Below are 19,923 nucleotides of genomic sequence, written 5' to 3' on the forward strand. Positions count from 1 at the left end.
GCACGACGATCTACGGTCGGATCACGATCGTGGACCAGCTTGGCAACCTGGCGACGGAGTACTATCCGTGCGCGAACGGCTGGAACCGCTGGAGAATCGTGTCCACGTGCGTGAACTAGTCTCGCGGGATCGCGTCGGGCCGGCCGGTATCGCCGGCGGCCTGCCGACCGCGTAACGGAAGCAGTTGCACCTCCCGGCACGTCGCACCCCCGTGCGGCGTGCCGGGTTCTTTGTGCCGGCGTCCGGCCGGGGGCGCGACTGTCCTGGCCGCCGCCCGGCACGTACGATGCGCACCGCCATGCCCGAGGTCGAACTCCAGCATTGCCCGGCTTGCGGATCCCCGCTGCGCCCCTGCACGGAACAGACCGTGTGTACAGTCTGCCAGTTCACCTACGACGCGTACACGCGTGTGTGGCGCTCCGCGGAGTCTTGGCGGCGGGTCGCGGCCAACTACGCCACGCTGGGCATTCTGGTCGGCTGCGCTGCGGCCATTCTCTACCGCCTTCACGTCGCCCACGCCCCCAACCCGATGCTTCCGCTCATCCTGGGCCTCGCCGCACCCGTCCTCGGCCTCGGCCTGCGCTGTCTCATCAGCGGCCGTATCACCGGACGCTTCGTCGCGCTCACGCCGCCCGGCATCCTCGTCGGTACGCGCCGCCGCCCGACGCTCCTCCCCTGGGCGGACTTCGACCAGCTCACGGACCAGCGCGGCGTGCCGAAGCTGCGGCTGCATGCATCCGAGACGCTTGTGCCGCTGGAAGACATTTTCGCCAGCGCGCAGGAGTTGGCCGATTTCCGCAGCGCCCTGCACGCGGCGGCCCAGCGCTACCGGGCCACCCGGCCGGGGCGCGCGCCGCTGCCCCGAACGCCGGAGGACTGGCGCCCGTAGACATCCCGCGCCGCGGCAACCCCGGCGAACTGACTGCCCCGCAGCCCCTTCGTCCGAACACCAGTCACCCGGGCGCCAAGACACGCCGAGTGGCCCCGCGCGGGGATGTTGCGAGAAATCACCAGCACCGACTCGCCCCCGTCCGGATTCCCTCCCGCCGGCTTGTGGCCCGCGTTCTCGCGCTGCGCGCGGCCCACGCGCAAAAATCGCCGCCCGCTCCTAAACCTGCATGATTTCCTTCGACTTCTCCTCGACGAGCGTATCGATCTTCCTGCAGTACTCGTCGGTCATCTTCTGCACCTGCTCCTCACCGCTCTCCACGTCGTCTTCGGTCAGCGTCTTGCCCTTCTTCTCCGCGTCGAGCGCCTTCTTGGCATCGCGCCGCGCGTTGCGCACGCCGACCTTCTGCTGCTCGCCCAGCTCCTTGACGCGCGCCACGAGCTTGTTGCGCCGATCGGTGGACAGCGGCGGCACCGGCAGGCGGATCATCTTGCCGTCATTCTGCGGATTGATCCCCAGCTCGCTCTTCTCGATCGCCCGCTGAATGTCCTTCAAAGTGCTGGGGTCGAACGGCTTTATGACGATCATGTTCCCCTCGGCGACCGCCAGGTTCGCCAGCTCCTTCAACGTCATGCTGGAGCCGTACGACTCCACATCCACCTTCAGCGTGTCCACCAGCCCGGTCGACGCGCGCCCAGTGCGCACCGCGCGGAACTCCTGCTTCAGGAACTCCACGGCCTTGTCCATCTGGTCTTCCACTTCCAGCAAAATGTCGTCAAGACCCATCAGTGCCACTCCTGCCCCACGCGCGCCTCACGTGCGCCGCAGGATACCCGCGCCGTCACCACCTCTCAAGCCGACTCACGTCCCGCAACCGCGCGCCCCGCAGCGTCGAATTCATCGCTCGCGACCAGAACCGGTGACGACAGCCTGCCGATAATAGTGCTCGACACGGATTCATCGAGCGGCCGCGCTCCGCGGCCGATCGCCGGCAGTGTCCCGCCGGCGCAGGAGGAAAGATAAGTGCATACCGTCTTCGTGACGGGCGCGGATGGTTTCGCCGGTGGGCATGTGCTCAAGCGCCTCACCCAGGCGGGCTACGACACGGTCGCCGGCGTCCGTAATCGCGCACGAAAACTGGGCTACGAACGCAACAGCCAAAAGGCGCTCGTGTGTGACGTCACCGACGCCATCGGCGTGGCCCGCGTCGTCGCCAGCGTGCGTCCGGATGCCGTGCTGCATCTTGCCGGCCCATCCAGCCCAGCAGCAGCAGCAGCGGACCCGCTGCTCGCGTACCAGTCCATCGTCACCGCCTGGGCCAATGTACTTGACGCCGTACGGAGAACCGTCCCGCGCGCCAAGGTCGTGCTGGCCAGCGCCTGCGACGTCTACGGCGCTGCCGGCGACGACGACCGACCGCTGCCCGAGAGCACGCCGGTGCAGCCGATCAGCACGTTCGGCTCACTCAAGCGAACCGCCGAGACGATCGCACACACGTTCTACCGCGACTACCACCTGAACGTGACCATCGCGCGGCCATTCCATTACACGGGGCCCGGCCAGCCGGAGAACTTGTTCATCGGCTCCGTCGCCCGTGCGGTAATCGCCGCGACCGGCACCCCCGGACCAACGGTGCTCGAGGTTGCCGATTTGCAATGCCGGCGAGACATCCTCCACGTCGCCGACGTCGCGACGGCCTACACGCGCCTGATCGAGGACGGCCGACCCGATGAGATTTATAACATCTGTTCAGGAAATAGCTTAGAGATAAACGAGCTCGTCGCGGCGATCGCGGCGGAGGCGGGCGTCCACCTCCAGTTGTCCGAACGGCCGACGCCCCCCGAGGACAACCCGGTGCGTGCCTTGCGGGGCAGCAATCAGAAGCTGCGCGACGAGCTGCATTGGCAACCGACAAACTCCGTCGAGGACGCCGTTAAAGACCTGGTGGCAAGTTATCGCCCTCAGGCCGCAACGGTTGCCCACTAGGCGCAACGCCTGACCCCTGGAACCCTGCGGGAGGGGCAGACCCGCCGGAAACGCGTTTCCCTGCGGTTCCGGCTGCCGAATCCGATGCGGGCCGGCGGGTGTTTCCGCCGGCCCGCGTCGGAGAAGGGGGACCGATTCGCCCCCTTGGCAGAGTACCCAGCATCGCCTATACTGAGGGGCTCCGCGTAGCAGTGGCGCGACGCGGCGACCGTCTGCGCCCGGGCTTGGACCCGGTCGCGTAGGCTTTCACGGCGGAGTAGCGCATGGCTGTCAGGCTGCGACTCAAGAGAATGGGACGCCGGCACCGTTCGTTTTTCCGGCTCAGTGCCATGGAGTCGCGTTGCCCGCGCGACGGGCGCGTCCTCGAAGAGCTCGGCACGTACGACCCTCAGAACAAGGCCGCGGACCAGCAGTTGAAGCTCGACGTGGACCGGATCAAGCACTGGCTCCAGCGCGGCGCGCTGCCGACAGAGACCGTCGCCAGCCTGCTCAAGAAACAGGGCATCGCCGTCCGGTGAGGCAAGTCACCCGGCTCATGATGGGTTCTCGGAATGCGGATCGATGTCATAACGCTGTTCCCGGAGGTGATGCAGCCGTATCTCGCGGCCAGCATCCTCGGCCGTGCTCAGGCCGCCGGCCTCGTTGACATCCGCACGCACCAGCTTCGCGATTTCTCCCAGGATCCACACCACAAAGTAGACGATCGGCCGTTCGGCGGCGGTCCGGGCATGGTGCTGATGTGTCAGCCCGTCATCGACGCTGTCAACGCCGTCGAAGCGTTGGACACGCGCCCGGCCCTGCGGATTCTCCTGAGCCCGCAGGGCCGGCCGTTTGGTCAGGAGACCGCACAACGCCTCGCCGCCGCGCCGCGCCTCCTCCTCATCTGCGGCCACTACGAAGGCTTCGACGAGCGCATCTCCGAACTGCTCCAGCCGGAAGAACTCAGCCTCGGCGATTTCGTGCTGAGCGGCGGCGAGCCCGCCGCGCTCGCCGTCATCGACGCCGTCGTGCGGCTGCTGCCCGGCGCGCTCGGCAACGAGGCGGCCACCGCCGACGAGTCGTTCCAGAACCGCCGGCTCGAATACCCCCAGTACACCCGGCCGCGCACCTATGGCGGCCTGTCGGTGCCCGACGTCCTGCTCTCCGGCAATCATGCCGAGATTGAAGCGTGGCGTCGGGCACAAAGCGATGCGCGGACCCAGCGGCGGCGACCGGATCTGATGGATGATGGCGCCGCCGCGTTCGTTCATACGTGCTGTTCTCAAGCCCCCGGCTGCTCGTGGGCGGTCCCCGTCTCGAGCGCTTCGGCCAATGCAGTCGTAGATTTCGGAAAGTGAGGCGCTCGATGCAAAACCCCCTCTTTGACGTCGTCGACAAGAAGTACAACCGCCCCAATACGCTGGATTTTGAGATCGGCGACACAGTCGTCGTCACCATTCGCATCGTTGAAGGCGGCAAGGAGCGGCTTCAGGATTTCGAAGGCGCCGTCATCGCCCGCAAGGGCCGTGGTCTCGACGAGATGTTCACCGTGCGCCGGATCGTCGCGAACGAGGGCGTGGAGCGGACGTTCCCCGTGCACTCCCCGCGCATCGCCGCCATCAAGACCGTCCGCAGCGGCAAAGTCCGCCGCTGCAAGCTGTACTTCCTGCGGGATCGCGTCGGCAAGGCCCGCCGTCTGCGTGAACGGCGCATTTCCGCCGCCGCCCGCGCCGCCGCCGCCAAGGCCCGCGCTGAGAAGGCCCAGGCCCTGCGCGCCGCGCAGGAAGCCGTGGATGCCGCCAAGGGCGCACGCGCCACCGCCGACAGCGCCATGGCCGCCTCGCCCAGCTAGCCGCACCAGACGACTCCCCTCCCTCTCAGGGAGGGGCCGGGGGCGGGTCGAGCGTCGGAGCGCCCGTCAGACTCCCTTCCTCGCCCGGGTTCCCGGCGAGCGGTCGATCTGCACGTGGATGACCGACCTCCGGTCGGTCAATCGGAGACCGCACGTGGCGACCACCGATGATCCCCGTCACGAACTCGGCCGCGCCGGCGAACGCGTCGCCGAGCAGTATCTCCGTAAGCAAGGTCTGAAGACCCTCGCTCGCCACTTCAACACGCCCGTCGGCGAACTCGACCTCGTCATGCGGGACGGCGACACGATCGTCTTCGTCGAGGTGAAGACCCGTCGCGACCGCAAGCACGCCGAACCCGAGGACGCCGTCCACGGCGCGAAGCAGCGCCGGCTCCTCCGCGCCGCGCAGTGGTTCATCCATGCCAGGCGTTGGGACGACCCGCCCTGCCGTTTCGACGTCATCGGCGTAATCATGCCAGCGGGCGCGTCACCGGACATCAAACACTCCCCCGACGCCTTCCACCCGCGACGACGTTGACGGCTTCATTCCGGCTGAAAACAGTACGCTGTGAGCTGAACGCGCTAATTAGCACCAAAAGTTGACCATTTCACCCGCCTGCCTAGCATCCTGGTAGAAGCTGATCCGGACCCCGTTCCGATGCTTCCTGCGAAACGGCCCGAAACCGCGACCCCGGATTGCACAAGGAGTTCAACATGGCATACGAACTGATCAAGCTCCCCTACTCGTACGACGCCCTCGAGCCGCACATCGATACGCGCACTATGGAAATTCACCATACGAAGCATCACGCCGCGTACGTGACGAACCTCAACAAGGCACTCGAGGGCCACGCCGACCTCGCCGCTAAGCCGATCGAGCAGTTGCTCCGCGAGATCAACACCGTCCCCGAACAGATCCGCCAGACGGTCATTAACCACGGCGGCGGCACCGCGAATCACAATCTGTTCTGGGCGATCATGGGGCCGAACAAGGGCGGCCAACCGCGCGGCCGCCTCGCCGACGACCTTAAAAACATCTTCGGCAGCTTCGACGCATTCAAGGACGAGTTCACCAAGGCCGCGACGACGCGTTTCGGCAGCGGCTGGGCCTGGCTCGGTTTCGATCAGAACGGCAAGCTCCACGTCGGCAGCACAGCCAACCAGGACTCGCCGCTGATGCACGGCCACCGCCCGATCCTCGGCCTCGACGTCTGGGAGCACGCGTACTACCTGAAATATCAGAACCGCCGGCCGGACTACATCACGGCGTGGTGGAACGTCGTGAACTGGGACATGGTCGGCGAACTCTACGACGCCGTGCGACGCTAGCGCACAAGCCGTGAGTCTTGAGCTGTGAACCTTAACTCAGAAGTCGGCTCCGGCTTAGAGCCCAAGGCTGGAGGCTTGCAGCTCCAAAGAAACTGTTACGGGGGGTAGGCGCAACGCTCCGGGCGGGCACAATAGCGATGCCGTGGCCGTTGGTGCCGCCGGGCCTGGTCAAGCGAGGCGTCCCGTGGCGGGCAACGCCGGGCTGCTCGCGCGGCCGGCCCCAGGAGCGCTGCCATGAAGATCGTCGTCGCGTGCGAGCTGCCCGACCCCGCGCTGGACGAGCTGCGCACGCTCACGCCGGACGTGCATTACCTGCCCCAGGCCAGCCCCGCGGAGCTGCGCGACAGCCTTGCCGACGCGGGCATCCTCATCGTCGGCACCACCCGCGTATCGCCCGAACTCATCACCCGCGCGCCCGTCCTCCAGATGATCGTCCATGCCGGCTCCGGCCCGGGCGACGTCGCCGTCGAGGACGCATCCGCCGCCGGAGTCTTCGTCACCCACTGCCCCGACAAGGACGCCGAGGCCATCGCGGAACTGACCCTCGGCCTTATCCTCGCCCTGGATCGGCGGATCGTCTCGAACACGGTCGCCCTGCGTGAGAATCGCTGGACGCGCGGCGAATCCACCGACGCGCGCGGGCTGTACAACCGGACACTGGGCATCCTCGGCTACGGCGCGGTCGGCCGGCTGGTCGCCCAGCGGGCGCTCGCCTTCGGCATGCACGTCCGCGCGTGGTCGCCGGAGCCCGTCGACACGCCGCCGGAGTTCAACATCGAGTTCTGCAACTGGCCGCGCGAGCTCGCCCGCGACTGCGACGTCATCGCGGTGCTCCCGGCCGGCGATCCCAACGAGCTGCTGGTCGATGCGGCGTTCCTGCAGAGCATGCCGGACGGCGCCTACCTGGTGCACGTGGGTCACCCGGGCGCGGTCGACGAGGCCGCCCTGGCGCGGGCCGTCGAGCAGCGTCATCTGCGCGTCGCGCTCGACGTCTGCTCCTCCGAACCCGCCGGCGACACCGGCCGCTTCCGCTGGCGTTTCGGCGATCTCGTCAATGTCATCGGCACGCAACACATCGGCAGCCTCACCGCCCAGGCGCGCCAGGCCACCGCCGACGAGGTCGTCCACATCGTCCGGTCGTTCGTCGTCTCCGGCGAAGTGCTGAACTGCCTGAATCTCTGCGACCGCAGCCCGGCCACCTGGCAGCTTGTGCTGCGCGTCCGCGACCAGGTCGGGGTGATGGCGGCCATTCTGGACGCCATCCGCGCCGACGGCATCAACGCGCAGGAGATGGCCAGCCGCGTGTTTACGGGCGCCAAGGCCGCGTGGTGCGTCATCGCCCTGGAAGAGCGCCCCAGCACCGAGGCGCTCGAGAGCATCCGGGCCCTGCCGGACGTCCTCCATCTGGAACTGCGGGCGGTCGTCTGATAGGCTCTGCGGGGGCAGTCGCCCGAGATTTGTTCCCCGGCCCCACAACCGCGCCCGGGGTAGAGTGTATAAGGACGCGGAAGTAGAATGACTAACCGCATGTGTGACACGCTGACCCGTGGCGCCTTGGCCGGCGTCTTGGTTTTGTGCAGCGCCGGGCCGCTCCTCGGACGTGCCCAGGACGGGGCGGGTGCGCCCGCCCAGCCCCCTCCGGGGCTGCGTGCCGAACTGCAGGCCCTGCGGGTCCTCTACAACCCCGACTTTCCCATCCGCCTCCGCTTCCTGCTCATCAACACCGCCGACGAGCCCGCGGACCTGCCACTGGCTGAACCGGTCGCGGCCGGCGACGGTATCACGCTCCCGCTGCAGTTGGTCGTCGGCACCGGCGCCCAGCGCCCGCTAAAGGTGATCCACGGCACGGAAACGCCGGTCGAGGTCGCGCCCCCGGCGGCGGTTCCACCCCCCGCCGACGCGGTGCAGGTCTTGCGCCTCGCGCCGCACGGCACCGTCGGGCTGGAGCTGGACCTGCGCGCGGCGTACCCCGAAATTCGCTACAGCGGCGAATACCGCGTCGAATGGCAGCCGCTGGACGGTCAACTCGGCACCGCTTCGGCCACGTTTCGGATCGAGCCGCGCAAGGACGCCATCATCGTGTTCGACCAGGGCAAGCTGACATGCGTGCTCGACTACGACGGGGCCCCGCGCAACGTGGAGAACTTCCTCGATCTCGTCCGCAGCGGATTCTACAGCGGCAAGACCGTCCATCGCGTGATCCCCGGCTTCATCCTCCAGGGCGGTTGCCCGAAAGGCGACGGCACGGGCACGCGTCCCGACGGCAGGCTCATGCCGGCCGAGCTGCGCGACATTCCGGTCGATGTCGGCACGGTGATGATGGCGCACAAGCCCAGCGATCCGAACTCGGCGAGCTGCCAGTTCTTCGTAGCGCTGGCGCGTGTGAAGGAGCTCGACGGGCAGTACACGGTCATCGGCCAGGCGCGCGACCCGGAGAGCCTGCGCACGTTGGCGGCGCTCGGCGATGTCTCCGTGGATGAGCGTGACCGGCCGCTCAGCCCGCTGATCATCCGCTCCATCAACCTTGTCGATTCCGACCAGGACCGCGTGCGCCACCTCGAGTCTTCCCCGCCGGTGAAGTCGGTCACCGCCACGTCGGCCCCGAGCGCGCAGCCGTAGCGACCGCGACAGGCTCGCGACTTGTGCGCATGCAACGTTCGAGTGGCAGTCAGCACTCGAGTAGCAAGGTCTGGCGCAGCCAGGCCGTGGATTCGGGAGGGGCGAAGTTCCCGCTGAGCCGTTTCCGCGTGGCACACTCTAACGCCGCCAGGCCGTGGCCCGCACCGTGCGCTCAAGGCGTGCCCGGCCACACGCCCATCAGCCGCTGCAACATGCCGAAATCCGCGAGATCGACGTCGTGGTCGCCGTTGGTGTCGCCGCAGTTGCACAGATGCGTCGGCGAGTACACAAGGTCCGGCCCGCGCAGGCAGAAGCAAAACGTCGGGAGATCACCCCAGCCAAGTTGCCCATTTCCGTTGCAGTCACCCGGCGTCGCCTGGCATTCGTCCGGCACAGAGTTCTCATCCAAATCCGCGCTCGTGCCCTGCGCGATATCGCATTCGTCCGGGATGCCGTTGGGTTGGCAGTCGAGACTGGAGCCTCCGGCGATGTCACATTCATCCGGCAGGACGTTTCCGTTGCAGTCGAAACTGGCGCCGCTGGCGAGATCGCACTCGTCGAGCACACCATTCACGTTGCAGTCCGTGCTTGTGCCCTGCGACAGGTCGCAGTCGTCCGGCACACCGTTGGCGTTGCAGTCGTTCTCAAGCTGACACTCGTCGGGCACGCCGTCGCTGTTGCAGTCAGGGCTCGTGCCGCCGGCGATATCGCACGGATCCGCCACGCTGTTCCCGTTGCAGTCCGGCTGACACTCGTCCGGCGTGCCGTCGCCGTCACAGTCGTCGCTCCCGCCCCACGCGATATCGCACTCATCGAGCGTGCCGTTCGCGTTACAGTCGGTATGCCCCGGCGTCCCGAGCTCGCAGGCGTCGAAGATGCCGTTGCCGTTGCAATCGACCCACGGCTCGCAGTCGTCCGGCAGCTCGTTCGCGTTGCAGTCGGTGCTCGTGCCGTCGGCGATGTCGCACGGATCGGCGACGCCATTCGTGTTGCAGTCCGGTTGGCACTCGTCCGGCACGCCGTTCTGGTCGCAATCCGGGCTGGAACCCACGACTATGTCGACGCTGTCGATCTGGCCGTTCTGGTTGCAGTCCGCCTGGTACTCGTACGCACCGATATCGATGATCGGCGGCGTGCCGTGCCCGGGGTCCGGAATCGCCACGGGATCATCAACGAAGCGCGGCGCATTATCGAGGTCCCACGGCAGCGGCTCGGTCGTGTCGCCGTCTCCGTCCAGATCGAACGTATCGGCCGGGACGGCGTCGTTGTCGCCCGCGTCGATCGCCGCCGAACCGGAGCGCAGCCGCAGGTCGTCGTCGATGGTCCCGAAGATGTGATCAGGGCCGTCGGGATCGTAGAAGCGTGGCTCGCCGCCCGTGTTGCCAACGCCGGGCCAGCCGCCCTCGACGACGCTGTAGCGCACCGTCGCAGCCGGGCAGCCCCAGTCCGCGCCATTCCAGATGATGCAGTTGGTGAAGTCGCGGGCCTGCCCGCCGTAGACCACGTGGCCGAGCACGCTGCCTGCGGTGGTTGCAGTGATTGTGCTATTGCGGACTGTGAGAGTCGCTTCACCGTACAGGTAGACGCCTCCGCCATGCATTGCTGAGGAATTCCCGTCGAGGATGTTATTCACGAGCGTCACCGAACAGTCACGGTACGCATAGATCGCGCCGCCCCCTTGGAAGTCGAACTCATCCTCGACTCCGCTCGCGTGGTTACCGACGAAATGGCAGTCCGTGAAGACGCACTGCGTCGGTACGTCCCAGCCCCAAATGCCCGCGGCCCCACCTGCTCCCCTTGGGTCGGCTGTATTGTTCACAAACTGGCAGCGCACAACTTCCGCGGTGATATCCGTCAGATCAATGGCACCGCTTGAGCAAATCCAGTTGCCGTCGTGCCGCGCCGTATTGCCAGCAAAGTGACAATTGCTGATCTTCGCAGTCCCGTCGCTGCAGCAGAGGGCGCCGCCGCCGGGCCCCCAGTTGCTTACGAACGCGACGACGCTGTTCGCCTCAAACCAGCAGCGCGTGATCAGCGGATTGCTCGTCGCGCCGTCCGGGGCATCGATGCACACGGCGCCGCCGAGCTGCGCCTGGTTGCGTTGGAACACGCAGTCCGCAATCGTGGGAGAGGTAGCGCGGCCAAAGACCGCACCGCCAAGGGATATGTTCCACCAAGGATGTTCCACGATTTGTGTCAGCGGCGCGCAGCCGTTGCGAATGGTCACGGCGCGCAAGGTCGCCTGTGGCCCCTCGCCGCCGGGAAACGAAAACGCCCGGTGTCGATCCGTCGGACTGGCCGCGCAGTCGATGACAGTCGCCGCCACCGTCGCCGGATCGTTCGGGTCCGACCCCCGCACCGTGATCTGCCGGCCGAAGTAGCTCAGGTCGCGATTGCCGGGGCCGGTGTACGTGCCCGGCGCCAGCACGACCTCGTCCAGGTGCCACGCCTGCCCCATGGCCGTGCCGATCGTGGCCTTCGGCCCGTGCGTGCCATCCCACTCGCCCGCCAAGCCGTCCCAGAGGTCATTCCCCGCCGTCGGGTTCACGTACAACGTCTGCGGCGCCCCGCAAATCGCGGCCAGCCGCAGCCTCTCAGGCCACTCGGCGCTGTAGCTGAGCAGCAGGTGTCCCGAGGCCAGGCGCACCATGCCCAGCATGTACGTCCAGCACGAATCGAGCTCCGTCGTCAGCCACTGCCCGTCGACGCGCCAGGAGCACTTCAACGTGTTTGCCTCGGGGTCCATGTGGCCAATGACCGGATCGCCACCCGCATTGAACCCCAGCGCGCACGCCCAGCCGCCGGCCGCGACAAGCGAGTCCGTCCAGGTCGCGCCGTTGAACTCGGCGTAACTGAGCTGGTAGGTATTCCACCAGATGCTGTGGGCGATGGCCGGCTGCCCGGATGGCCCAAGCGCCAGACTGACATAGTCAGCGCCGATATCCGCCACGTCGCTCGTCTGCCAAACCCCCTCTTCCAGCCACGCATACCGCACGCGCCCGCCACTGCTGTACGCGACGGCCGGCGCGCCCGACGGCAGAACAAACAGGCTCGGACGACACGAACTGCCCGCGTCCACCACTGTGTGCTGCCAACTCGTGCCGTCCCGGCAGGCGTAGACGAGCTGGTGGCTGGCCTGCTCCACGTACACCATCACCGGCGTGCCGTCGGGCAGAACCGCCAGCACCGGCGAGTCATAGATCTCGACGCCGCTGAGGACTGTCGTGCAGTGCCACGCACTGCCATCAAACTCGGAATAGCGCAGCTCGTCAGTCGCCGTCTTGACGTAGGCGAGCGCCGGCCGGCCGGATGGCAGAATCGCCAGGCCGGCTCCCCGGCACGACCCGGACTCGACCACCGTGGCCTGCCATGTACCACCATCGAACCAGGCATACCGCTCGCCATACCCGTCGCTGGCGACAGCGGGCAGCCCATTCGGCAGCAGCGCGAGACTGCTCGAATAGCCCCACCAGTTGCCGATGTCGAACAGCAGAATCGGCGGCGACGCCCACGCGACGCCGCTCAACAGCGCACTGACGATGCCTGCGACCAGCAGTCTCGCGGCCGGCGTATAGGTGGGCATGTGCAGACCTCCGGCGGGACCACGCCGCCCCCGACCGGCGCGCTGCGCACCCCGAACGCGCACCCGCACACGGCCCTGAACTCAGGTGTCCCCGTGTACGGCCCAGTATACCGCCCACACCGGACCGAACCAATAAACCGATAACCCCCGGACCCCCGATTGTGCCCCAGCGCACTGCCGCCCTACCGCCGCCGAGCGGTCACACGTCCGATCAACCGCCGTCCGCCTAGTCTTCCAGTCGCAGCGGCGGCGGCTCGGACTTCGGCCGGTACTTGTCCACCAGCGCGCGGAGCTTCGGCTGGTCCGGCTTCAGCTCCAGGCTGCGATGCCACGCTTCCAGCGCCTCGTCGCGCAGGGACGCATCGTCCGGCTTGTCCAGGTAGAGCGTCATCAGCACCACGCCGAGTCCCGCGTGCGCTGCCGCGTTGTTCGCGTCCAGCTCCAGCGCCTTGCGGTAGCTCTCGACCGCAGGCTCGAGCGCCCCCTGTCGCCACAGTGTGTAACCGAGCCGCTCGTGCCCGACGGACAGCGTGGGATCCATCTTCAGCGCCGCCTTCAGCGTGCGGTGCGCCGTCTCCCAGCGTTCCTGGTTCAGGTACACCGTCGCCAGATTGACCAGCACGACCGGCTGCGCCCCCTCGCACTCCAGCGACTCCTTGTACGACTTGATCGCCTCGTACTCCTGCCCCGACGCCGCCAGGGCCGCGCCCAGGTTGCTGCGCGCGTACGCGTTCTGCGGCTGCAGCTTGACTGCGGTCTGGTAGCTGTCGATGGCCTTGTCGTACTCGCCCATCTGGTGATAACACGTCGCCAGCCGGAAACGCATGTCAAAGTTCTGCGGGTCCAGCTCGCAGGCCAGCACGTAGGCCCGGATCGCCTGCGCCATCTTCTCCAGCAGGCGGTATACCTCGCCCAGCTCGAACACCGGCTTCACGCTCTTCGGATCCAGTCGCACCGCCTGTTCCAGCGACTCCGCCGCCAGCGTCAACTCGCCCTGCTCCTTGTAAGCCATGCCCAAGTGATAATGCCCCTCGGCGAATTGCGGATCGAGCTGCACCGCCGCGCGAAACTCGCGCAGCGCCGCTTCACGCTGCTGGGCCGCCAGCGCCTTCTGGCCGTCAGCGATGTGCATCCGCGCCAGCTCGCGGTTGATCATGCAGCCCCCGCACACGCCCGCCACCCCCAGCGCCACACACGCCAGCCAGACCCTGCTTCGCACTCGCGTCACCATGATTCCCCGCTCACCAGCATCCCTCGAGCCAACCGCGCTTGCAGACGGACCGCGCCGACCGCTGACTTGTCTTGTAGCAGCGCGCGGGCCACGCCGTCAACGCCGGCGCCCACCCGCACCACGCTTATCGGTCCTTGCGCCGCACCGTGCTCACTCGGTCGCCGGCGCGCTTGCCGCCGGACCGGCCAGGCGCCAGCCCTCGACGTAGCTCGCCGCGAGGGCCCGTACGAGTTCGTCGGCGTCATCACGGGCCAGGCTCTCCGCCCGGGCGGCGAACTCGCGGCCCTGCCGCGCCAGCACCCGCACCGCCATCAGCCGCACGAGCCAGTGCTCATGCGCGAGGCAGCTCTCGACCGCGGCCGTGAACTCGCGATCCAGACCCATCATCTGCAGGGCGTCGAGCGTCCGCACCCGCCGCTCCCATGCTTCGCTGCGCAGCAGGTCCAGGAGCACGGCCCGCAGACGGTCCACCGGCACCGGCCCCGGCGCGTAGTTCAACCGCTTCAAATCAGCCCGTTGCCGCTCGCCCAGCAGCTCCGCCGCCAGCTCGATCGCCCGCCAGCGCGCCGCGTCCGACCCGCCGCCGATCGCGCTCAGCAGCGCCGTCAGGGCCTCCCGCCCGGTCGCGGCCGGCAGCCGGTTGAAATACACCGGCGGCCGCAACTGCTGGCCCCCCAGACTCGCCCGCCACTGCCCGTCGGCTCCCAGTTCGGCATCGAGCAGCACCTGCACTTCGATGCGCTGCGCCTGCTGCGGCGTCTGCCGCGACGCCTGCCGGATCGGCCCGACGTCAATCGTCCTCCGCACCTGCACCGACTGCCCTGGGTAGAGCACGCGGACGCGATCCACGCTGACCGTCTGCAGCGCCGGGAAGCTGCGGGTCCGGTCGCCTTCCATGCGGAAGGAGAGCATGAAGACCGGGTTCGCCATCGCTTCGGGCCCGAGCGTTACTGGAAACGGGCCACGGTTCGTCAGCGCGAATGTCGCGAGCCACGGCTCGCCCGGCGCCGGGCTCAGGTCATCGAGCGTCACGCGGGCTTCGACATAGCGGCCCGGATCGTCATAGTACGTCAGCACCCGCGCGTCGAAGGCCGCCAGCGCGGCGACGAGCTCAGGGTCTGGCCGACGCATCGGTTGCGACGCCGCGACCGGCTGCGTCGCGGGCGTGGCCGGGGCGGAGTCGGTCGCCGGCTGCGAAGCGGGCACCGGGGACAGGAAGGCGTCAATCAGGTCACGCGCGGGGCCGGCCACGGGCGGCGTTTCCAGCGCGTCCAGACACTGCCGGGCGCCGGACTCATCGCCGGCTTCACGCCGCAACTTGGCCAGCATATACGCGGCATACGGGTCCCGGCGCGCGAGCGGCGCGAGCGTGCGCAGGGCCTCGTCCGGCTTCAGGTTGAGGGCCTGTGCCCAGCCCAGCACGCGCTGTACAAACGGGTCGCCCGGAGCCTTCTGCGCCGCGGCCTCCGCGAGCGTCGCGGCCCGATGCGGATCGGGCGCCACGTGCGCATAGAACCACGCCGCCTGCGCCACCTCGTTCACCGGCCACGCCGCAGGGTCGTTCAGGGACGCAAACCGCCGGGAGAGCTGCGCCCGGATCTGCTCCGCCTCGTGTGCGGCGCCCTGTCTTTCAACCAGGTACGCCAGCAGCATGCCGGCCTCGGCCGCGACAACGGGGTCCGTCGCAATCGCGCGGCGGGCCAGTTCCACGGCCTCGTCCAGCCGGCCCAGGGCGCGCCGGTTGCGCGCCAGGTCCAGCAGGTAACGGCCGCCCGGGGGCGTCTGCGCGCTGGAGCGCGCATGCAGGGCGGCCGCGTAGTCATAGAAGCGCGTCGCGTCCGCCGGCAACCCGTGCTCGTCCAGCAATTGCCCCACCTGCCAGGCGACGTTCAGCTCGGCCGGATGCGCTGCCAGCAACCGCAACAACGCCTTCAGGCGCGCCACGGCCGGTGCCTCGTCTCCCAGCGCGTGCAGCGCGAGGGCCGCCGCCGCCACACAGGTCGGTTCCAGCTCGAACGCCCGGTCGAGGTGCCGCTGCGCCGCCGCAAGGTCCACGCGTTCCAGCTCCAGGCGGGCCAGCTCGACGTGCACCATGGCCTGCAGCGCCGGCGGGCGGGGCGTCTGCAGCACGGCCTGCAGCCACTCCGCGCGAGCTTCCGCCGTCTGACACACCCGCGCCCCCGCCGCCAGCCACAGGGCGAACGCGTTCTGGTTGGTCGGGTCGGCGTTGAGCAGGCCGGTCAGCGCCTGTCCGGCGGCCGCCTGGTCACCGGCGAGCGTCGCCAGCTCGTACAGCCACACGTAGGCGTCGGTCAGTTGCGGATCCAACCGCAGCGCGGCCCGCAGCAGTGTGCGGACAGTCTGCACGTCGGCCTCGGTCTGTTGTCCGCGGCGGACAAGAGCATGATCGCGTGCCAGATCGACCAGCAGCTCCGCCGTGGTCAGAGGTTGATTGCGCCCGGCCGCCCAGATTCCCGGAACCGCCCCCAGCAGCATCGCCACGACGACCGCCCGCGCTCGCATTGCACTCGGCATCAGCAGCTCCCAGCCTCGGGTTCACAGGCTGCACATGATACCCCCGCCCGGCCGAAATGCAGGCCCCGTCCGCGCAAAGTTGCCCGAATATCCGGCGCCGGCGCGGCCCTACCCTTCGGCCGGCTCCAGCACGGCCCGCATGGCTCCCTGGCAGCGTTCGATGCGCCAGTCCGCGCCAAAGGCATGAATCTGCTGCTGCTTGAACTCCGCCCGCTCGAACACGGTGGTTTCGACGATCACCCGCCCGGTGTTGTCCACCTCGCAGGCCATCTTGTACGCCGTCTCCAGCGAATGCCCGAAGAGCTTCGCGAGCATTTCGATCACGTAAGCGTAGGTGTGGTCGTCATCGTCGAGCAGGATCACGTGCCAGAGCGGTGCCGTGCGCGGCTTGGGCCGGGCACTCTGGACCTGCGCACCGGCTTGCTGACCTGTCGCCATGGTCATCACTCCAGTCCCGCATGACCAGCACATCATGCGGCCACGGTCACTCCGGCCGGCCGCCGCCCCCGCGCCACACTATTGTACCTGCCACCCGGCACGCGCCGCCAGTTTCTGCTACAATCTGGGGCTGTCTGCCGTCACCGCATGGAGCCAACGATGACCCCCGGGCAGCCCCCCGACAGCAGTCCCAGCCCGTTCAGTCCGGTGGACGAGATTCTCGCCGAGCTGCGCCGCGGGAACATGATCGTGCTCGTCGACGACGAGGAACGCGAGAACGAAGGTGACCTGATCTGCCCCGCGCAGGCCGTGACGCCCGACAAGGTCAACTTCATGCTCCGCTACGGGCGCGGCACGCTCTGCGTCGCGCTGACCCAGGCGCGCTGCAAGCGGCTGCAACTCGCCCCGCAGGTCTCCGACAACACCACCCGCTTCGGCACCAACTTCACGGTGACCGTCGACGCTGGCCCACACCTGGGCACGACGACCGGCGTGTCGGCCTTCGACCGCGCCACGACCATCCGCCACCTGATCGCCGAGGAGGCGGTCCCCGAGGACTTCGTGCGCCCCGGGCACGTCAATCCGCTGATTGCCCGCGACGGCGGCGTGCTGGTGCGCGGCGGACAGACGGAGGGCTCCGTTGACCTGTGCCGGCTGGCGGGGCTGCTGCCCGGCGCGGCGCTCATCGAGGTCCTCAACGACGACGGGACAATGGCACGCGTGCCGCAGCTCGTCGAGTTCTGCCGCCGGCACAAACTGAAGATGTGCACGAATGCCGCGCTGATCGAGTACCGGCTGCAACGCGAGCGGCTGGTCGAGCGCGTCGAGAGCGTCCCGCTCAAGAACGAGTTCGGCGACTGGCTGCTGATCGCGTATCGCGCCCGCACGGACCCGCACACGCACGTGGCTCTGTGTCGCGGCGGCGTCGGCGAGCTGGATGCGACGGGCGCGGTGAAGCCGATCAACGAACCGGTGCTGGTGCGGGTGCACTCCGAGTGCCTGACCGGCGACGTGTTCGGGTCGGCGCGGTGCGAGTGCGGACAGCAGCTCTACGCGGCGATGGGCGCGATTGCCCACGAGGGGCGCGGGGCGCTGGTGTATCTCCGCCAGGAGGGGCGCGGCATCGGGCTGGAGAACAAGCTCCACGCCTATCGCCTGCAGGACGAGGGTCTCGACACGGTGGAGGCGAACCAGGCACTGGGGTTCCGCGTGGATCACCGCGACTACGGCATCGGCGCCCAGATCCTGCGTGACATCGGGCTGCAGCGGATCCGCATCCTGACGAACAACCCCAAGAAGGTGAGCCGCCTGACGGTCTACGGCCTGGAGATCGTCGAGCAACTGCCGCTCGAGATCACGCCGACGGAGCACAATCGCCGCTACCTGGAGGCGAAGAAGTACAAGCTCGGGCACCAGCTCCGCAACGTCTGAGCCGACCTCTTCCGACCGACGGCGTTCGATCACGCAACCGGATCAACCACCGCTCAGTAGCGTCACGAACGGATTGATATCGCCGAAGCCGACGATGCCATCCGCGTTGATGTCCGCGGCGATGTAGGGGTTCACCTCGGGGTACGCGGCGACGAAGGCCGCCAGATTGCTCAGCGCCAGCACGAACGGATTGATGTCGCCGAAGCTCACGCCGCCGTCGCCGTTCAGATCGCCGCGGATCGCAGGGAACCCCAGCGAACCGTGGGCCTCGAGCTCCATGATCGTCGTGAAATGCAGGTCGCCGCCGGCCTCGCCGCGGATACGCACCGCGTCACACCACTGCGGGGCAAGATCGAAGCTGATGATCTGGTAGGGCACATATCGATCGAGAGGCTCGCTCTGGCTGGATTGCGGCGCCGGAAACCACGCCCCGCCGCGCCGCACCTCGACGCCCAGGTCAAGGAAGAAGCCGCCGTCGCGGCGGGCCGTGAACGGATTGTCATTGACCTGCGCGGGCACCAGGTCGCCCTCGTGGAACACGACCCGGTCCGCGCGGACCATGCACGGGAACTCCAACTGGTAGAAGTCCCCGCCGGGCGGCTGGTTCGGATCGTTGTCGCGCGTCCAGTACGGGCGATGACCGTTGTAGCGCGGGTCGGTGATGCCGTCGGCGATGCCGGCGAGGTTGTAGCGGTCGTGCGCGGGATTGACGTAGATCACGCTCGCCGACATGGTAACGACTTCGCCCGCCGCGCGGAGCGCACCCACGAGGCCCGCGGCGTCGTTGGGATCGGGCATTTCGGGTTCGGGCATGACCGGATCCGCGTCCGGCAAGTGGTACACGCGCTGGCCGGCGTCGTCGCTGATCGTACCACCGGCCGCGAGAATCACCTGCTCCGCGAGGGTCTGCCAGCGCGTGCAGATGGCAAGAATCGAATCATCCTGCGGCGGCGGTCCGGGCGCGGGCAGGTCGGGGCGGGTCAGGTTGCGGTACACGTCGCCGCACTGCGCGGTCAATTCCACGGGCAGACCGCTGTAGCCGGAGATCAAGCCCAGCAAGCCGCCGGCGGTCGCCGGGTTGCAGTCCGAGTCCCAGCCGGCGAGGATCGCGATCTGAACGGTCTGCTCGAAGTCGCCGTCGCCGTAGAGCAACGCCAGCGTGGTCGCGCCGATGTTGATCGTCGATTCGACCCATGAGAAATGCCGGCCGAACGCGTGGGTCCCGACGTAGTTGTCATATAACAGCCAGCGCGTCGCGCGCCAGTCCGGCTGCCCGTCGAGCAGATCCTGGGCGTGCCACGCCACCATATCCCGGATCACAGCGGCGGTCCGCGAACTCTGCGGAATCGCCGCCAGCCCCAGTTGCACCAGCGTGGGCACGTCGCTCTCGAACGACGCGGCCGCGTACATCGCGGCGTAGTACTGCGCGCCATGCAGGGCAAGACCCTCGTTCGTGATGCGGGCGAGCGAACCCGCCAGCGTAATCGCGGGCTGTCGCAGGCCCGGCGCGATTGCCCCCAGGCTCTCGGTGGTGATCTGCGCGTCGATCGTGTGCCAGCAAGTGTTGTGCTGGTACGACCCGGTCAGCGGCGGGATGAACCCGGCGTTCATCAGGTACCGCGCCTGCCGGTTGGCCACGTAGACGCTCGAGATCGGCACATGGGCCAGCCATTCGTCGCGCAGCTCGGCACCGGTGGGATCGAGCCCGTGCGCCAGGAAGATGTGCTGGGCGAGATACTCCAGATCGGTGTCGTCATCTGCGGGCCACTCGGCCATGAGCACCCAGGGCACGCTCTCCGCGGGGTTGGGCTCCGCGCCTGAGTAGACGCCTTCGGTGGGCCGTCCGGCCATGTTGCCAATGAGCTGTCCGAGCCACATGCCGTGCAGCTTGTCGAAATACACGTCGGCGGCGATGGTCCGCTCAGCGCGCACCGCTGGTCCACATAGACCGAGCACCAAGACCCCGGTGATCATTACGAGCCGACTTGTGCCAGGTGATTTCACGCGTGTCCACCTCCACGCCGCGCATCGTCATTCTACCGCGCCAAACC

16 protein-coding genes are annotated in these 19,923 nt (G+C 68.0%); 10 read left to right on the top strand and 6 right to left on the bottom strand.

Features of this window, described 5'->3' with window-relative positions:
* Window positions 1-367: 367 nt before the first annotated feature.
* Window positions 368-889 (top strand): hypothetical protein, encoded by a 522-nt coding sequence (locus KA383_19810; protein ID MBP7748368.1) that lies wholly within the window; start codon window positions 368-370, stop codon window positions 887-889.
* A 219-nt stretch (window positions 890-1,108) separates the two neighbouring features.
* On the opposite strand, the gene frr is transcribed toward KA383_19810, so the two are convergent.
* Complete coding sequence (gene frr / locus KA383_19815) at window positions 1,109-1,675, bottom strand: ribosome recycling factor (GenBank protein ID MBP7748369.1); 567 nt, start codon at window positions 1,673-1,675, stop codon at window positions 1,109-1,111.
* A 237-nt stretch (window positions 1,676-1,912) separates the two neighbouring features.
* On the opposite strand from frr, the gene KA383_19820 reads away from it, so the two are divergent.
* The 8 genes from KA383_19820 to KA383_19855 all read left to right on the top strand — a co-directional run bounded on the left by KA383_19820 (window position 1,913) and on the right by KA383_19855 (window position 8,654).
* Entirely contained in the window at window positions 1,913-2,875 is a 963-nt protein-coding gene (locus KA383_19820) for an NAD(P)-dependent oxidoreductase (protein MBP7748370.1), read from the top strand.
* Window positions 2,876-3,138: 263 nt separating this feature from the next.
* The gene (gene rpsP / locus KA383_19825) at window positions 3,139-3,393 is read left to right on the top strand and encodes a 30S ribosomal protein S16 (protein ID MBP7748371.1); all 255 of its coding nucleotides are present in this window, start codon (window positions 3,139-3,141) and stop codon (window positions 3,391-3,393) included.
* A gap of 33 nt (window positions 3,394-3,426) precedes the next feature.
* Entirely contained in the window at window positions 3,427-4,212 is a 786-nt protein-coding gene (gene trmD, locus KA383_19830; protein MBP7748372.1) for a tRNA (guanosine(37)-N1)-methyltransferase TrmD, read from the top strand.
* A gap of 8 nt (window positions 4,213-4,220) precedes the next feature.
* On the top strand, window positions 4,221-4,706 hold the full coding sequence (gene rplS / locus KA383_19835) for a 50S ribosomal protein L19 (protein ID MBP7748373.1): 486 nt from the start codon (window positions 4,221-4,223) through the stop codon (window positions 4,704-4,706).
* Between the two features lie 154 nt (window positions 4,707-4,860).
* On the top strand, window positions 4,861-5,244 hold the full coding sequence (locus KA383_19840) for a YraN family protein (protein MBP7748374.1): 384 nt from the start codon (window positions 4,861-4,863) through the stop codon (window positions 5,242-5,244).
* Window positions 5,245-5,420: 176 nt separating this feature from the next.
* Window positions 5,421-6,035, top strand: coding sequence for a superoxide dismutase (locus KA383_19845; GenBank protein ID MBP7748375.1), 615 nt, complete (start codon window positions 5,421-5,423; stop codon window positions 6,033-6,035).
* Window positions 6,036-6,269: 234 nt separating this feature from the next.
* The gene (locus KA383_19850; GenBank protein MBP7748376.1) at window positions 6,270-7,463 is read left to right on the top strand and encodes a hydroxyacid dehydrogenase; all 1,194 of its coding nucleotides are present in this window, start codon (window positions 6,270-6,272) and stop codon (window positions 7,461-7,463) included.
* 99 nt (window positions 7,464-7,562) lie between these two features.
* Complete coding sequence (locus KA383_19855; protein ID MBP7748377.1) at window positions 7,563-8,654, top strand: peptidylprolyl isomerase; 1,092 nt, start codon at window positions 7,563-7,565, stop codon at window positions 8,652-8,654.
* Between the two features lie 172 nt (window positions 8,655-8,826).
* Here the strand turns inward: KA383_19855 and KA383_19860 are convergent, their stop codons facing one another.
* The 4 genes from KA383_19860 to KA383_19875 all read right to left on the bottom strand — a co-directional run bounded on the left by KA383_19860 (window position 8,827) and on the right by KA383_19875 (window position 16,441).
* Complete coding sequence (locus KA383_19860; protein MBP7748378.1) at window positions 8,827-12,237, bottom strand: right-handed parallel beta-helix repeat-containing protein; 3,411 nt, start codon at window positions 12,235-12,237, stop codon at window positions 8,827-8,829.
* Window positions 12,238-12,463: 226 nt separating this feature from the next.
* Window positions 12,464-13,456 carry a tetratricopeptide repeat protein gene (locus KA383_19865; protein ID MBP7748379.1) on the bottom strand — a complete coding sequence of 331 codons (993 nt, stop codon included), beginning with the start codon at window positions 13,454-13,456 and terminating at the stop codon, window positions 12,464-12,466.
* A gap of 162 nt (window positions 13,457-13,618) precedes the next feature.
* Entirely contained in the window at window positions 13,619-16,003 is a 2,385-nt protein-coding gene (locus KA383_19870; protein MBP7748380.1) for a hypothetical protein, read from the bottom strand.
* Window positions 16,004-16,111: 108 nt separating this feature from the next.
* Window positions 16,112-16,441, bottom strand: coding sequence for an ATP-dependent Clp protease adaptor ClpS (locus KA383_19875; protein ID MBP7748381.1), 330 nt, complete (start codon window positions 16,439-16,441; stop codon window positions 16,112-16,114).
* Window positions 16,442-16,600: 159 nt separating this feature from the next.
* Here KA383_19875 and ribA point away from each other — a divergent pair, with 159 nt between their 5' ends.
* Complete coding sequence (gene ribA, locus KA383_19880) at window positions 16,601-17,872, top strand: GTP cyclohydrolase II (protein MBP7748382.1); 1,272 nt, start codon at window positions 16,601-16,603, stop codon at window positions 17,870-17,872.
* A 42-nt stretch (window positions 17,873-17,914) separates the two neighbouring features.
* Here ribA and KA383_19885 read toward each other — a convergent pair whose 3' ends face one another.
* A complete protein-coding gene (locus KA383_19885) occupies window positions 17,915-19,804 on the bottom strand; it encodes an ADP-ribosylglycohydrolase family protein (GenBank protein MBP7748383.1) in 1,890 nt (629 codons plus the stop codon).
* Between the last annotated feature and the right edge of the window lie 119 nt (window positions 19,805-19,923).

This window comes from Phycisphaerae bacterium, assembly GCA_017999985.1.
Taxonomy (GTDB): Bacteria; Planctomycetota; Phycisphaerae; order UBA1845; family Fen-1342; genus JAGNKU01.

Excerpts from the sequence above, each read along its gene's own strand:
- frr (MBP7748369.1), bottom strand. The coding sequence starts at position 1,675 with ATGGGTCTTGACGACATTTTGCTGGAAGTGGAAGACCAGATGGACAAG.
- rpsP (MBP7748371.1), top strand. The coding sequence starts at position 3,139 with ATGGCTGTCAGGCTGCGACTCAAGAGAATGGGACGCCGGCACCGTTCG.
- trmD (MBP7748372.1), top strand. The coding sequence starts at position 3,427 with ATGCGGATCGATGTCATAACGCTGTTCCCGGAGGTGATGCAGCCGTAT.
- rplS (MBP7748373.1), top strand. The coding sequence starts at position 4,221 with ATGCAAAACCCCCTCTTTGACGTCGTCGACAAGAAGTACAACCGCCCC.
- KA383_19845 (MBP7748375.1), top strand. The coding sequence starts at position 5,421 with ATGGCATACGAACTGATCAAGCTCCCCTACTCGTACGACGCCCTCGAG.
- KA383_19850 (MBP7748376.1), top strand. The coding sequence starts at position 6,270 with ATGAAGATCGTCGTCGCGTGCGAGCTGCCCGACCCCGCGCTGGACGAG.
- KA383_19855 (MBP7748377.1), top strand. The coding sequence starts at position 7,563 with ATGTGTGACACGCTGACCCGTGGCGCCTTGGCCGGCGTCTTGGTTTTG.
- KA383_19860 (MBP7748378.1), bottom strand. The coding sequence starts at position 12,237 with ATGCCCACCTATACGCCGGCCGCGAGACTGCTGGTCGCAGGCATCGTC.
- KA383_19870 (MBP7748380.1), bottom strand. The coding sequence starts at position 16,003 with ATGCCGAGTGCAATGCGAGCGCGGGCGGTCGTCGTGGCGATGCTGCTG.
- KA383_19875 (MBP7748381.1), bottom strand. The coding sequence starts at position 16,441 with ATGGCGACAGGTCAGCAAGCCGGTGCGCAGGTCCAGAGTGCCCGGCCC.
- ribA (MBP7748382.1), top strand. The coding sequence starts at position 16,601 with ATGACCCCCGGGCAGCCCCCCGACAGCAGTCCCAGCCCGTTCAGTCCG.